12 protein-coding genes are annotated in these 13,491 nt (G+C 72.2%); 6 read left to right on the top strand and 6 right to left on the bottom strand.

Features of this window, described 5'->3' with window-relative positions; genetic code table 11:
- The first annotated feature begins 73 nt into the window (after nucleotides 1–73).
- Together serS and V9U70_RS24860 are read left to right on the top strand one after the other, a co-directional pair.
- On the top strand, nucleotides 74–1,351 hold the full coding sequence (serS, locus tag V9U70_RS24865) for a serine--tRNA ligase (RefSeq protein WP_336678698.1): 1,278 nt from the start codon (nucleotides 74–76) through the stop codon (nucleotides 1,349–1,351).
- Complete coding sequence (locus V9U70_RS24860) at nucleotides 1,348–2,178, top strand: HAD family hydrolase (protein WP_336678696.1); 831 nt, start codon at nucleotides 1,348–1,350, stop codon at nucleotides 2,176–2,178. The genes serS and V9U70_RS24860 overlap by 4 nt, the downstream gene beginning before the upstream one ends.
- Nucleotides 2,179–2,271: 93 nt before the next feature.
- Here the strand turns inward: V9U70_RS24860 and V9U70_RS24855 are convergent, their stop codons facing one another.
- Genes V9U70_RS24855 through V9U70_RS24840 form a run of 4 tightly spaced genes read right to left on the bottom strand, consistent with a single transcriptional unit; the run spans nucleotide 2,272 to nucleotide 5,832 of the window.
- The gene (locus V9U70_RS24855) at nucleotides 2,272–2,991 is read right to left on the bottom strand and encodes an ABC transporter permease (RefSeq protein WP_336678694.1); all 720 of its coding nucleotides are present in this window, start codon (nucleotides 2,989–2,991) and stop codon (nucleotides 2,272–2,274) included.
- A 30-nt stretch (nucleotides 2,992–3,021) separates the two neighbouring features.
- Entirely contained in the window at nucleotides 3,022–3,933 is a 912-nt protein-coding gene (locus V9U70_RS24850; protein ID WP_336678692.1) for an ABC transporter ATP-binding protein, read from the bottom strand.
- Nucleotides 3,930–4,838, bottom strand: coding sequence for an ABC transporter permease (locus V9U70_RS24845; protein WP_336678690.1), 909 nt, complete (start codon nucleotides 4,836–4,838; stop codon nucleotides 3,930–3,932). The genes V9U70_RS24850 and V9U70_RS24845 overlap by 4 nt, the downstream gene beginning before the upstream one ends.
- On the bottom strand, nucleotides 4,828–5,832 hold the full coding sequence (locus tag V9U70_RS24840) for an ABC transporter ATP-binding protein (protein ID WP_336678808.1): 1,005 nt from the start codon (nucleotides 5,830–5,832) through the stop codon (nucleotides 4,828–4,830). Before V9U70_RS24840 ends, V9U70_RS24845 begins: the two co-directional genes overlap by 11 nt.
- Nucleotides 5,833–6,190: 358 nt before the next feature.
- Here V9U70_RS24840 and V9U70_RS24835 point away from each other — a divergent pair, with 358 nt between their 5' ends.
- The 3 genes from V9U70_RS24835 to V9U70_RS24825 are packed head-to-tail and all read left to right on the top strand — an operon-like array spanning nucleotide 6,191 to nucleotide 9,230.
- Nucleotides 6,191–6,502: a hypothetical protein gene (locus V9U70_RS24835; RefSeq protein ID WP_336678688.1), complete on the top strand. Its 312-nt coding sequence runs from the start codon at nucleotides 6,191–6,193 to the stop codon at nucleotides 6,500–6,502.
- Nucleotides 6,499–8,268 carry an SDR family oxidoreductase gene (locus V9U70_RS24830; RefSeq protein WP_336678686.1) on the top strand — a complete coding sequence of 590 codons (1,770 nt, stop codon included), beginning with the start codon at nucleotides 6,499–6,501 and terminating at the stop codon, nucleotides 8,266–8,268. Before V9U70_RS24835 ends, V9U70_RS24830 begins: the two co-directional genes overlap by 4 nt.
- Nucleotides 8,265–9,230, top strand: coding sequence for a MerR family transcriptional regulator (locus V9U70_RS24825; protein ID WP_336678685.1), 966 nt, complete (start codon nucleotides 8,265–8,267; stop codon nucleotides 9,228–9,230). Before V9U70_RS24830 ends, V9U70_RS24825 begins: the two co-directional genes overlap by 4 nt.
- A gap of 214 nt (nucleotides 9,231–9,444) precedes the next feature.
- Here V9U70_RS24825 and V9U70_RS24820 read toward each other — a convergent pair whose 3' ends face one another.
- Complete coding sequence (locus V9U70_RS24820) at nucleotides 9,445–10,338, bottom strand: LLM class flavin-dependent oxidoreductase (protein ID WP_336678683.1); 894 nt, start codon at nucleotides 10,336–10,338, stop codon at nucleotides 9,445–9,447.
- Between the two features lie 441 nt (nucleotides 10,339–10,779).
- Between V9U70_RS24820 and V9U70_RS24815 the strand changes: the two genes are divergently transcribed.
- Nucleotides 10,780–11,637: an HAD family hydrolase gene (locus V9U70_RS24815; RefSeq protein WP_336678681.1), complete on the top strand. Its 858-nt coding sequence runs from the start codon at nucleotides 10,780–10,782 to the stop codon at nucleotides 11,635–11,637.
- A gap of 36 nt (nucleotides 11,638–11,673) precedes the next feature.
- On the opposite strand, the gene V9U70_RS24810 is transcribed toward V9U70_RS24815, so the two are convergent.
- Nucleotides 11,674–13,380: a sensor histidine kinase gene (locus V9U70_RS24810; protein ID WP_336678680.1), complete on the bottom strand. Its 1,707-nt coding sequence runs from the start codon at nucleotides 13,378–13,380 to the stop codon at nucleotides 11,674–11,676.
- Between the last annotated feature and the right edge of the window lie 111 nt (nucleotides 13,381–13,491).

Below are 13,491 nucleotides of genomic sequence, written 5' to 3'. Positions count from 1 at the left end.
GCAATTCGGTCAAAGTGACACGCTCGGCAATATCGGTTCGAGTGCGTGAACCGCGCACCGGTAGCCTGGAGGGGTGATTGACCTTCGCCTGCTCCGTGAGGACCCCGACCGTGTTCGCGCCTCCCAGCGCGCCCGTGGAGAGGATGTCGACCTCGTCGACGCCCTGCTCTCCGCCGACGAGCTGCGCAGGTCGTCCGGCGTCCGCTTCGACGAACTCCGCTCCGAGCAGAAGTCGCTCGGAAAGCTGATCCCCAAGGCCACCCCGGAGGAGCGCGCCGAGCTCCTGAAGAAGGCCGATCAGCTCAAGGCCGAGGTCAAGGCGGCCGACGTCGCCCAGGACGAGGCCGACGCCGAGGCCAAGCGGCTGCTGCTCCAGCTCGGCAACATCGTGCACGAGGACGTGCCGGTCGGCGGCGAGGAGGACTTCGTCGTCCTGGAGACGCACGGCACCGTCCGGGACTTCGGGGCCGAGGGCTTCGAGCCCAAGGACCACCTGGAGCTCGGAGAGGCGCTCGGCGCGATCGACATGGAGCGCGGGGCCAAGGTCTCCGGCTCGCGCTTCTACTACCTCACGGGCGTGGGCGCGCTCCTGGAGCTGGCCCTCGTCAACGCGGCGATCGCGCAGGCCACCGAGGCCGGATTCGTCCCGATGCTGACGCCGGCGCTGGTCCGTCCGCGCGCCATGGAGGGCACCGGCTTCCTCGGCCAGGCCTCGGAGAACGTCTACCACCTGGAGAAGGACGACTACTACCTGGTCGGCACCTCCGAAGTACCGCTCGCCGCTTACCACATGGACGAGATCATCGAGGCCGACAAGCTGCCCCTGCGGTACGCCGGCTTCTCCCCGTGCTTCCGGCGCGAGGCCGGGACGTACGGCAAGGACACCCGCGGCATCTTCCGCGTCCACCAGTTCGACAAGGTCGAGATGTTCTCGTACGTCGACCCGTCGGACGCGGAGGCCGAGCACCGCCGGCTCCTGGAGTGGGAGAAGCAGTGGCTCACCGCTCTCGAACTGCCCTTCCAGGTGATCGACGTCGCCACCGGTGACCTCGGCTCGTCGGCCTCGCGCAAGTTCGACTGCGAGGCCTGGATTCCGACCCAGGGCAAGTACCGCGAGCTGACCTCCGCGTCCAACTGCGACGGGTTCCAGGCCCGCCGCCTCTCCGTCCGCATGCGCGACGGCAAGAAGGTCCAGCCGCTGGCCACGCTGAACGGCACCCTCTGCGCCGTGCCCCGCACGATCGTGGCGATCCTGGAGAACCACCAGCTCCCCGACGGCTCGGTCCGGGTCCCCGAGGTGCTCCGCCCGTACCTGGGCGGTCGCGAGACCCTGGAACCGGTCGCCAGGTGACCTTCCCCTACAAGCTCGTCGCCACCGACCTCGACGGCACCCTGCTGCGGGACGACGACACGGTCTCCGAGCGCACGCGTGCGGCACTGGCCGAGGCCACCGCCGCCGGCGCCGCGCACATCATCGTCACCGGACGCGCGGTCCCCTGGACCCGGCACATCCTGGACGACCTCGGTTACGAGGGACTGGCCGTCTGCGGTCAGGGCGCGCAGGTCTACCACGCGGGCGAGCGCCGGCTGCTGACGTCCCTGACCCTGGACCGGCAGCTCGCCGGCCTCGCCCTGGCCAAGATCGAGGCGGAGGTCGGCCCCCTGCGGCTGGCGGCCAGCCGAGACGGGCTGGACGGCGAGGTGCTGGTGGGCCCCGGTTACCGTGTCCAGGAGGGGCCCCTCCCGTACGTCTTCGTGAACGACGCCGCCGAGATGTGGACCGCCCCCCTGAACAAGGTCTACATACAGCACCCGGAGCTGGACGACGATGCGCTGGCCTTCGCCGCGCGGGCGGCCGTCGGCAGCCTGGTCGACGTGGTCATGGCGGGAGCGGGCGTGGTGGAGATCCTCCCGCTCGGCCTGAGCAAGGCGACGGGCCTCTCCCTGGCCGCCCGCAGGCTGGGCGTCAAGGCCGCCGAGACCATCGCCTTCGGCGACATGCCGAACGACATCCCGATGTTCGGCTGGGCCCACCACGGCGTGGCCATGGCCAACGCCCACGACGACCTCAAGGCCGTCGCCCAGGAGATCACGGCCTCCAACGAGCACGACGGCATCGCGGTGGTGCTGGAGGAACTGCTCCGGTCCGGCGCCGGTGCGGGCGCCGCCGTACGCTGACCGCCCGGTCGTACGACAGACGGCCCCCGCCCTGTCCCGGGCGGGGGCCGTCGTGTGCGCGGTCCTCGGAACGCGGAGCTCAGGCCGGGGCCCTCACTCCTCGCCCGCCAGCTTCAGCGCGCGCAGCTTCTGGCCCGCGTACCAGGTGGCGGCGGCGGTGACCGCGACCAGCAGGACCGTGGCGAGCGTCAGGCCGACGTCCGACGTCACCGCGCCGTCGCCCGCCACCTTCTGGGCGACGGCGAGGGACCACTGCTGGACGCTGAGCGTCCGCGCACCGGGCACCAGGCTGCCGAAGAGGGCCTCCCAGACCAGGGCGTAGACCAGGCCGAGGACGACCGCGTGCCGGCTGACCGTGCCGAGCAGCAGGAACAGGGCGCTGTACGCGATCGAGGCGACCAGCGCCGCGACGGTGTAGGCGACGGCGATCTGCTGGCCGTTGCCGTTCAGGATCAGGCCCGCGAGGAGTGTCGGCAGGGCGGAGAACACCATGGTCACCGCGATGGCCACGATCAGCTTGGTGAAGATGATCGTGGGCCGCTTCACCGGCTTGGCGAGCAGGTAGACGATCGAGCCGTCGTCGATCTCGGGGCCGATCGCCCCGGTCCCCGCGATCACGCCGATCAGCGGCACCATCGTGGCGATGGCGAACCCGCCGAGAACGTTCGCGGCGACCTGGTCGTCGGCTCCGGCGAACATGCGCACGGCCGCGGCGATGAGCAGCAGCAGCGCGGGCAGGACGAACAGGATGGCGGCCCGGCGCCGGCCGAGCAGGGCCCGGTAGGTGAGCCGGGCGACTGTGGGGTCGTACATGACGGTGCACAGCTCCTTTCAGGCCACTACTCAGGCCGCTACGAGGTAGGAAAAGACCGATTCGAGGGACTCGTCGGACGGCGACACGGTGAGCAGCCGGATGCCCTGCTCCCGGGCCACCTTCGGCAGCAGCTCGGTGAACCGGCCGAAGTCGACGGCCTGGACGCGCAGGGCCTTCTCGGTCAGGTCGACCTCGATGCCCGCCGTGGACGGGTCGGCGATCAGCGCGGCGGCGAGGGCCCGGTCGTCGCTGGAGCGGACCAGATAGCGGTGCGGCCGGTCCGTCATCAGCCGGCGGATCTTCCGGAAGTCGCCGGAGGCGGCGTGCCGGCCCGCCACGATGACCTCGATGTGCGAGGCCAGCTGCTCCACCTCTTCGAGGATGTGGGAGGAGAACAGGACCGTGCGTCCTTCGTCCCCCATCCGCCGCAACAACTCCATCAGCTGCATCCGCTGGCGCGGGTCCATCCCGTTGAACGGCTCGTCCAGGAGCAGCACCGAGGGCTCGTGGACCAGCGCGGACGCCATCTTCACGCGCTGGCGCATGCCCTTGCTGTACGTGGAGATCTTGCGGTCCTGCGCGTACTCCATCTGCACCGTGGCCAGCGCCTTCCGCGCCTGGGCCGCACCGAGGCCGTGGAGTTCGGCGTTGGCGACGACGAACTCCTCGCCGGTGAGGAAGTCGTACATCCCCTCCCGCTCCGGGACGATGCCGATCTCCTTGTAGACGGTCTCGTTGCGCCAGATCGCCCGGCCGTCGAGCGTGACCTTCCCCGTCGAGGGGGCGAGGAACCCGCCCATCATGTTGATGAGGGTGGACTTCCCGGCGCCGTTCGGGCCGAGCAGCCCGGTGACTCCGGGGCCCACCCTCATGGAGACGTCGTTGACGGCGACCACGTTGCCGAACCAGCGCGAGGTGTGGTCGATCTCGATGGTGGTCACAGCCCGACCCTCCGGTAGCGGCGCATCAGGACGGCGTACGAGCCGGCGACGAGCGCGAGAACAACGATCAGATAGACCACGCCGGCGCCGGCCCCCGGGCCCTCTCCGCCGGGGAAGGCGGACGTCGCGCCGAGGAACGCGGTCTGGACGCCGTCGATCAGCGTGATCGGCGAGAAGAGCCCGATCCACTGCACGGCCCCGGTGGACCCGGTCTCCCAGGCGATGGCCTGGACGGTGGAGACCGCGCCGTAGGTGATGGTCAGCAGGGCGATCACCGCGGCGACACCGAAGCCGCGCCGCGGCGTCACAGCGGCCATCACGAGGCCGAGACCGGCGAACAGCACGGACAGCAGCGCCACCGACACCAGCCCCTGGCCGAACCACTTGGTCTGCTCGGCGAAGTCGAACTTCGCGAGCAGAGAGCCCACGTACAGGATGAGCAGCGGCGCGCCGGTGAGGATGAACAGCGCCGACGCGGTCGCCGCGAACTTCGCGAGAACGTAGTCCACGCGTTCGATCGGCCGCGAGAAGTACAGCGGGACGGTCTTGAAGCGAAGGTCCCTGGAGACGGCCTGCGGCGCCTGGGCCGCGATGAAGAGGCCGATGACGGCCTGGAGGTAGACGGCGTACGAGGTGTACTCGATCACCAGCTTGGAGGCGTCGGGCGCGGCCATGGAGACGGCCACCAGGATCGCCGCGACCAGCGTCATCACGCCGAACAGCAGCATGGGCAGCACTTTGGACTTGGCGGAGCGGCCCAGCCCGAAGGAGCCCCGCAGGGTCTGCGAGAACAGCGAGCGGCGGGCGTAGGCCCGGCCGAGCCGAGGCCCGTCGTAGGAGCGGTAGCCGATGTTGTGGATGCGGGAGGCGTCGCGCCCGGCCGCGGACCCGGTCTCAGTGCTCATCGCGACCGCTTCCCTTCTGCTGGACGGCCCCGGGGGCGGCGGCCGCGGCCGGGGCTGCGGAGTCACGCGCCCCGCCCTGTTCGGTACGGAAGACCTCGGCGATGTGGTGGCGGCGCTGTTCCATGCGGACGAGTCCGAGACCGAGCCCGGCGACGCTGTCGCGGACCAGGTCGTACGTCTTATCGCCGGCCGCCTCGATCAGGAGGATGTGGCCCGCGCCCGGCAGCCCCTCCGCGTCGATCCCGTCGCGGCCGACCAGTGTGACCCCGGCTTCGGTGAGGACCCGGCGCAGCGCGCTCGTGCCGTCGGGGTGGGTGTCGCTGTCGGTCACCTCGACCGCGAGGGTGGCGGTGGTCTGGGTGAAGTCGCTGGTGGAGCTGGAACGCAGCAGGGTTCCGCCGTCGATGACGACGACGTGGTCGCAGGTGCGCTCCAGTTCGCCCAGGAGGTGCGAGGTGACCAGGACGGAGATGCCGAAGTCGGTGTGGACGCGGCGGATCAGGCCGAGCATCTCGTCGCGGCCCACGGGGTCGAGCCCGTTGGTGGGCTCGTCGAGCAGCACCAGCTGGGGGTCGTGGACCAGGGCCTGGGCCAGTTTCACCCGCTGCTTCATGCCGGTCGAGTAGCCCCCGATGGGGCGGTAGCGCTCCTCGTAGAGGCCGACGTGGCGCAGGGTGTCCGCCGTGCGCTCGCGGGCCGCCGTCGGCGGCAGTCCCGACATCCGGGCCATGTGCACGACGAACTCGGTCGCCGAGACGTCGGGGGGCAGGCAGTCGTGCTCGGGCATGTACCCCACCCGTTCCCGGATGGCGGCGCCGCTGGTCGCGACGTCGAGCCCGAGCACCGCGGCCCGGCCTTCGGTGGCGGGGGAGAGACCCAGCAGGATCTTGATCAGTGTGGACTTGCCGGCGCCGTTGGAACCCACCAGACCGGTCACGCCCGGTCCGATGTCCAACGTGAGCCGGTCAAGCGCGGTCACCCGGGGGAACCGCATACTCAGGGCTTCGGTCGCGATCACAGTCACGTCGACGACGGTAGTGGCGCGAACCCCTGCGGTCGTCAGCCCTGACGGCTGGATGCGCCTCAGACTCCAGGCGTACGTGCCCGTAGGGGGCCACCCGGCAGGAGGCGCGAAGTCCGGGGGCGGCCGCGGGGGACGGCGCCCCGGGCGTAAACCTCCGGCGAGCGGGGGCCGCAGGCGGCCGCCGCGGGTGCGGCGGGGGCCCCGGGGCGGCCGCGACGGGTTTTCCACAGGCTCCGCGCACCCCCTTGACGCAGCCGCCGGGCATTGTCACATTCATCAGTGTCACGTTACGAGCGCGTACCGCACACGGCAGGGAACGGACGGTGGCATGGTCGTGGCAGTCCAGGACGGAACGGCCCCCGAGCTGCGGGGATTTCGGGAGGTGCAGCGCCTCGCCTACGCCTGCGCGGAGGCGGTGTCGGGCCAGCTCAGACCCGGGGTGACCGAGCGCGAGGCGGCCCGGACGCAGCGGGTGTGGCTGTGGGCGGTCGAACCCCAGCTCGGATTCAGGGGTACGGGCGCGAAGTTCGAGGAGATCCTGGTCGTCACCGACTCCGGGGGCCCCGAACAGAGCGCCTTCTGGCTGGACGACGACCTGCCGCATGTGCGGCGCTGGGCGAACGAGAGGGTGACGGCGTGAATCTGTCGACAGCACGTGAGCGACGTGTGCGGACGGGCGGCGTCGAGCTGTGCGTCGCCGAGCTGGGGGACGAGGCGCGGCCGACGGTGGTGCTGGTCCACGGCTATCCGGACAGCAAGGAGGTCTGGTCCCGGGTCGCCGAGCGGCTGGCCGAGCAGTGGCACGTCGTGCTGTACGACGTGCGCGGGCACGGCGCGTCCACCGCCCCCGTACCACTGCGCGGCGGCTTCACCCTGGAGAAGCTGACCGACGACTTCGTGGCCGTGATCGACGCGGTCAGCCCGGACCGGCCGGTGCACGTGGTCGGCCACGACTGGGGGTCCGTCCAGTCCTGGGAGTTCGTGACGGTCGGGCGGACCGAGGGCAGGATCGCCTCGTTCACCTCGATGTCCGGGCCGTCCCTGGACCACTTCGGTCACTGGATCAAGCAGCGGATGGCCCGGCCCACCCCGCGCCGGGCCGCCCAGCTGCTCGGCCAGGGAGCCAAGTCCTGGTACGTGTACATGCTCCACACGCCGGTCCTGCCGGAGCTCGCCTGGCGCGGACCGCTGGGCAAGCGGTGGCCGCGCGTTCTGGAGCGGCTGGAGAGGGTTCCGGCGGGCGACTACCCCACCGCCTCGCTGCCGGACGACGCGGCGCACGGAGCCTGGCTCTACCGCGACAACGTCCGTGCCCGGCTGAGGAGACCGCGCGCGGACGCCTACGCCCACGCGCCCGTCCAGCTGATCACGCCGACCGGGGACTCCTTCCTCTCCGAGCGGCTCTACGACGGCCTGGAGGACTGGGCCCCCACGCTGGTGCGCCGGTCGCTGCCGGCCAAGCACTGGGCGCCCCGCACCCGCCCCGATCAGGTGGCCTCCTGGATCGGCGAGTTCGTCGCCGCGAACGAGTCCTCCGGGCGGGAGGCCCCGCCCTCGCGGAAGCCGGCCAGGAGCCCCTACGCGGAGCGGTTCTCCGGTCAGCTCGTGCTGGTGACGGGCGCGGCCTCCGGGATCGGCCGGGCCACGGCGTTCGCGTTCGCCGAGGCGGGCGCCCGGGTGGTGGCGGTGGACCGCGACGCGGAGGGGGCCGCCCGGACCGCGGAGCTGTGCCGGCTGATCGGAGCGCCGGCGGCCTGGGCCGAGACGGTGGACGTCAGCGACGAAGCCGCCATGGAGAAGCTCGCCGACCGCGTCGCCTCCGAGTACGGCGTCGTCGACGTCCTGGTCAACAACGCCGGAATCGGGCTCTCCGGCTCCTTCCTGGAGACCACCGGCGAGGAGTGGAAGCAGGTCCTCGACGTGAATCTGTGGGGCGTCATCCACGGATGCCGGATCTTCGGCAGGCAGATGGCCGACCGCGGGCAGGGCGGTCACATCGTCAACATGGCCTCGGCGGCCGCCTTCCAGCCCTCACGCGCCCTGCCCGCGTACGCCACCTCGAAGGCGGCCGTGCTGATGCTCAGCGAGTGCCTGCGGGCGGAGCTGGCCGAGCGGTCGATCGGGGTGAGCGCCATATGCCCCGGCATCGTCACGACCGGCATCACCGCCACCGCCCGCTTCGCGGGGGCGGACGCGACGGAGCAGGAGCGGCTGCGGAAGCGGGCCGGCAAGCTCTACGGCCGGCGCGCCTACCCGCCCGAGAAGGTCGCCGACGCGGTCCTGCGGGCGGTCGTGCGCAACCAGGCCGTGGTCCCGGTGACCCCTGAGGCGCGCGGCGCCCGGCTGCTGTCGCGGGTGAGCCCGGCGGCGCTGCGCTTCGTCGCCCGGCTGAAGCCGCCGCTGTGAGCGGGGCGGGGGCCCGGCCACCGGAGGGCCGGGGCGTCACCGAGTACCGGATCGAGGACCTGGCCCACGCCAGCGGGGCCACGGTGCGCACCATTCGCGCGTACCAGGACCGGGGGCTGCTTCCGCGACCTGAGCGGCGGGGGCGGGCCAATGTGTACCGGGAGGCTCATCTGGCCCGGCTGCGGCAGATCGCGGAGCTGCTCGATCGCGGGTACACCCTGGCGAGCATCAAGGAGCTGCTGGAGGCGTGGGACGCGGGGCGGGGGCTGGGCGGTGTGCTCGGGCTGGCCGCGGAGGTGCACGGCCCGTGGACGGACGAGGAGGCCGGCCGGATCACCCGCGGCGAGCTGGACGCCCGCTTCGGGGGCGCGCAGGACGACGAGGCGATCGCCGAGGCCGTGGAGCTCGGGGTCCTGGAGCCCGTCCCCGGACGAGAGGACGAGTTCCTCGTGCCGAGCCCCCAGGAGCTCGCGGTGGCTGTGGAGTTGCACGCCGCCGGAGTGCCGCTGCCCGCGATATCCGGGCACCTCAGAGAACTGCGCGTCCAGGTCGAGCACATAGCCTCCCGGTTCCTGGAGTTCACCACAGAGCATGTCTTCGCCCGCTATCTGGGACACCGGCCGCCCACCGACTCCGACGCGGCGGAGGCGGCATCCCTGGTGCGCCGCCTCCGCCCGCTGGCCCAGCAGACCGTGGACGCCGAACTCGCCCGCGCCATGCGGACGTTCGCCACCAGGCATCTGCACCACCACCTCGGCGCGGAACAGCTCGCGGTCGATGATGCGGCGACGCACGCCGTGCTGCTCCCGGCCCGGACGACGCGAGCCGTGCAGGCACTCGTCGGACCCGAGCAGGTGGCGGCCTTCGTCGCGGCGGCGACCGAACGCGAGGTACAGGCGCGTACGTTGGACGCCCTGGCGCCGCCCGGGGGCAGCCTCCCCGGAGCAGATCGCGCACCCTGAATCCACTGCCGCTTGTCCACAGAACCAGCAAATCCTCTGTGGATAACGCGAGTTGGCTGTGGATCAAACCTGGACCGGGCAAAGAACCGGAAAGGAACAGGGGAACATCCAGAGACGTGCACACGGCGGGGGACACCGCGCGGCGACGGCGAAAAGGCGGCGCGGGAATCCGGACGCCCCGGCCTCGGCCCGCGGGCACGCCGGGGCCCGCGCCTCAGCCCAGTTGAGCGGGCGCCTCGACCGCGATGCGCTCGAACACGGCCGGGTCGGTGGCGAAGTCCGAATCCGGGATCGGGGCATGAAGGGCGATCTCGGTGAAGCCCAGCTCCGCGTGGCGCCCCGCGAAGTCGACGAAGGCGTCCACCGACTCCAGCGGGGTGTTCCGGTCCGGGGTGAAACCGGTGAGCAGAATCCGGTCCAGTTCCCGGGCGTCCCGGCCGATCTCCGCGCAGGCAGCCGTCAGCTTATCGCTCTGCGCCCGCAGCGCGGCCAGTGACTGCTCCGGGGTGCCCTCCGCGTACAGCTTGGGGTCGCCGGTGGTGACCCAGGCCTGCCCGTGCCGCGCCGCGAGCTTCAAACCGCGGGGGCCGGTCGCGGCGACCGCGAAGGGCAGCCGCGGGCGCTGGACGCAGCCGGAAATGTTGCGGGCCTCCACCGCGGTGTAGTGGGTGCCCTGATGCGTCACCGCGTTCTCGGTGAGCAGGCGGTCCAGCAGCGGTACGAACTCGGCGAAGCGGTCGGCACGCTCGCGCGGGGTCCAGGCCTCCTGCCCCAGGGCGGTGGCGTCGAACCCGCTGCCCCCGGCGCCGATGCCGAGCGTGATCCGGCCGCCCGAGACGTCGTCCAGGGAGATCAGCTCCTTGGCCAGGGTCACCGGGTGGCGGAAGTTCGGCGAAGTGACCAGGGTGCCCAGACGGATACTCCGAGTAACGCTCGCTGCGGCCGTCAGTGTGGGGATGGCACCGAACCACGGCCCGTCACGGAAGCTCCGCCAGGAAAGGTGGTCATAGGTGTAGGCAGCGTGGAATCCGAGGTCTTCGGCCTGCCGCCAGTTCTTCTGTCCTTCGGCCCATCGGTCGACGGGGAGGATCACCGTGCTCAGACGCATGCCCCGACGATACGCGCGCTTGCCGCTGCCACGGACATGCCACCGGGGCACTGGCCACGCACCCTGCCGCGCCTCCCCGGAGGCCGACGCGGTGGCCCCGTGAGCAGGGAGCCGTGACCGGCAGGGGACCGCGGTCGCCGGACTGCCCGAGCGCACCAGGAGCGGAAGCTGTCCCGGCGGGCGCCAGGAGCAGGCGCCGTCCCGCCCGGGGCCTGGCGGTGCGGGGCGGAGCCGTGTCTCCTGTCCGATCCGGCCCCGGGAGGGTGGCCGCGACTGACGCCCGCGCCCCTAAGCGCGCGGGCGCACGCGCTCTCGAACCCCTGGCACCCACCCTCAACCCGCTGGCATATGCCAAAGGAATGTTCTCCAGCTCACTGCTGTACGTACTCACCTGTGCGCCCCTCCGCACGCACGTGCACCCTCGTGGGCGAGAATGGGCGGGTGACCTCAGCGACCGATACGCCTCTTCCCGCCGTGACCCGGCTGATCGCCACCGACCTCGACGGCACCCTGCTGCGCGACGACAAGACCCTGTCCGCGCGCACGGTCGCGGCCCTCGCCGCAGCAGAGGAGGCGGGCATCGAGGTCTTCTTCGTCACCGGCAGGCCGGCCCGCTGGATGGACGTCGTCCGGGACCACGTCCACAGCCACTCCACGGCGATCTGCGCCAACGGCGCCGTGGTCACCGACCTGCGGGCGGACGGCGCGCTGCTCTCCGTACGGCCGCTGGAACGCGACGCCGCCCTCCACGTCGTCCACACCCTGCGCGAGGCCGCTCCCGGCACCTCCTTCGCCGTCGAGCTGACCACCGGCATCAACTACGAGCCGGCCTACCCGCCGTTCCATCTGGACCCGGGCGCGACGGTCGCCGTCGCCGAGAAGCTGCTGCACGAGGACGCCCCGGGCTCCGGCGCCCCCGTGCTCAAGCTCCTCGCCCACCACACCGAGCTGGCCCCCGACGCCTTCCTCGACCTGGCCCGTGCGACGGCCGGGGAACGGGCCGCCATCACCCGGTCCAGCCCCTCCGCGCTCCTGGAGATCAGCGGACTCGGCGTCTCCAAGGCCACGACGCTCGCCGCCTGCTGCGCCGAGCGCGGCGTCTCGGCCGCCGAGGTGGTCGCCTTCGGCGACATGCCCAACGACATCGAGATGCTCAGCTGGGCCGGTGCCTCGTACGCCATGGGGAACGCCCACCCGGACGCGCTGGCCGCCGCCTCGGGCCGCACCGCGACCAACGAGGAGGACGGTGTGGCGATCGTCATCGAACGCATCCTCGCCGCCCGCGCGGAGAGCCGCTGAGGCCTCGGGCAGCGGCCCGGCTCCCCCGCCGCCTCCTCACAGCGGCGCCTGCCACACCACCGTCGTACCGCCGCCGTCCTCCCCGAGACCCGGCCCGTACCAGCTGGCCCCGCCCAGGGACTCGGCGCGGCGGGCCAGGTTGCGCAGACCGCTGCGTCGGCCGCCCTCCGGGATGCCCACCCCGTCGTCGGCGACCGAGAGCCGTACCGCGCCCCGCCCGTCCCCCAGGGTCACCGTCGCGTCGACGACCACGTCGATCCGGGAGGCGGCGGCGTGCCGGAAGGCGTTGGAGAGGGCTTCCCGCAGCGCGGCGACGAGATTCTTCCCGGCCAGCTCACCGACGAGGGAGTCCACCGGGCCCACGAAGCGGTGCGAGGGCTTGAAGCCGAGCGGGACGGCCGCCATGTTGATCTCCCGCAGCACCCGGGTGCGCAGCCCGGTGGGGGCCTCGGCCGGTTCCTGCTGGAGCGCGAAGATGGCGGTACGGATCTCCTGGATCGTCACGTCCAGTTCGTCGACCGCCCGGCCGACGCCGTCTCGCACCTCGGGGACCGGTGACCCGCGCTGGGCGCTCTCCAGCATCATCCCGGTGGCGAACAGCCGCTGAATGACCAGGTCGTGGAGGTCGCGGGCGATCCGGTCACGGTCCTCGTACACCGCCAGCCGCTCCCGGTCGCGCTGTGCCTCGGCCATCATCAGCGCGAGGGCGGCCTGGGAGGCGAACTGGGCGGCCAGTGTCCGCTCGGTCTTCGTGAACGGGCGCGCCCCCCGGCTCCGCGGCGTCGCCAGCGCCCCGAGCACCCGGCCGCCGCTCTGCAGGGGCAGCAGCATGCTGGGGCCGAACCGGCGGGCGAGCTGGGTGACCATCCGGCCGTCGGTGGCCGCGTCGTCGACGAACACCGCGTGGCCGGCCAGCAGCCGGCGCACCACCGGGCTCCGGGCCGGGATGATCACACCGAGCAGGGACGCGGGGTCTTCGTACGACACAGCGGCGATCTCCAGGCCCCCCTCCTCCGCGGGCAGCAGCACGACCCCGGCGCCCGAATCGGCGAGCCGACGCGCCTGTTCGGCGACCACGGAAAGCGCGTCGTCGGCGTCGCCGCCCGACAGGAGCGCCGTCGTCACCGCCACCGAACCGTCGATCCAACGCTCCCGCTGCCGCGCCGCTTCGTACAGCCGGGCGTTGCCGATCGCGGTTCCCGCCTCCGTGGCGAGCACGCGGACCATGTGGAGGTCGTCGTCGGTGAACGCGGACCCGTCCTGCTTCTCGGCCAGACAGAGGTTGCCGAAGACCTCCCCCTCCACCTGGATGGGGACCCCCAGGAAGGACCGCATCCGGGGGTGGCCGGGCGGGGAGCCCGCGGGCCGCGGATCTCCGGACAGGTCGGCCGACCGGACGGGGGCGGGGTCGTGGATCAGCGCCCCCAGCAGGTTGCAGTGCCCGTCGGGCCATCGGCCGATCGCCTCGGCCACCTCCTGCGGAACGCCGTGGGTGACGAAGTCCGAGAGCCCCGGGCCCCGCTCGTCGACGACGCCGATCGCCGCGTACCGGGCCTGCGTGAGCTCGGCGGCCGTCTCGCAGATCCGGTCAAGGGTGGAGTGGAGTTCCAGCCCCGCACCGACCGAGCGCATCGCCTCCAGGAGCCGCGGGACCCGCGCCGTCAGCTCGGCGGACAGGCACTGGAGGCCGCGGGTGGCCCGGGTCGCGGCGTCGAGTGCGTCCTGCGGGTCGGACTCTGCCATGGGCCGAGCCTAATGAGTGCCGGCAAGAGGTGAAAGTCGGAAATGTTCCGTTTGACTGTCGGGATGCCTCGTTGCAGGCGGTGCGCCTGCCGGAAGGTCCCGCTGCCGGCG

Origin of the sequence: Streptomyces pratensis, assembly GCF_037137275.1 — a bacterium.
Lineage (GTDB): Bacteria > Actinomycetota > Actinomycetes > Streptomycetales > Streptomycetaceae > Streptomyces > Streptomyces pratensis_B.
Note: the sequence above shows the minus strand (reverse complement) of the source record. Positions and strands in the feature narration are given on the sequence as shown.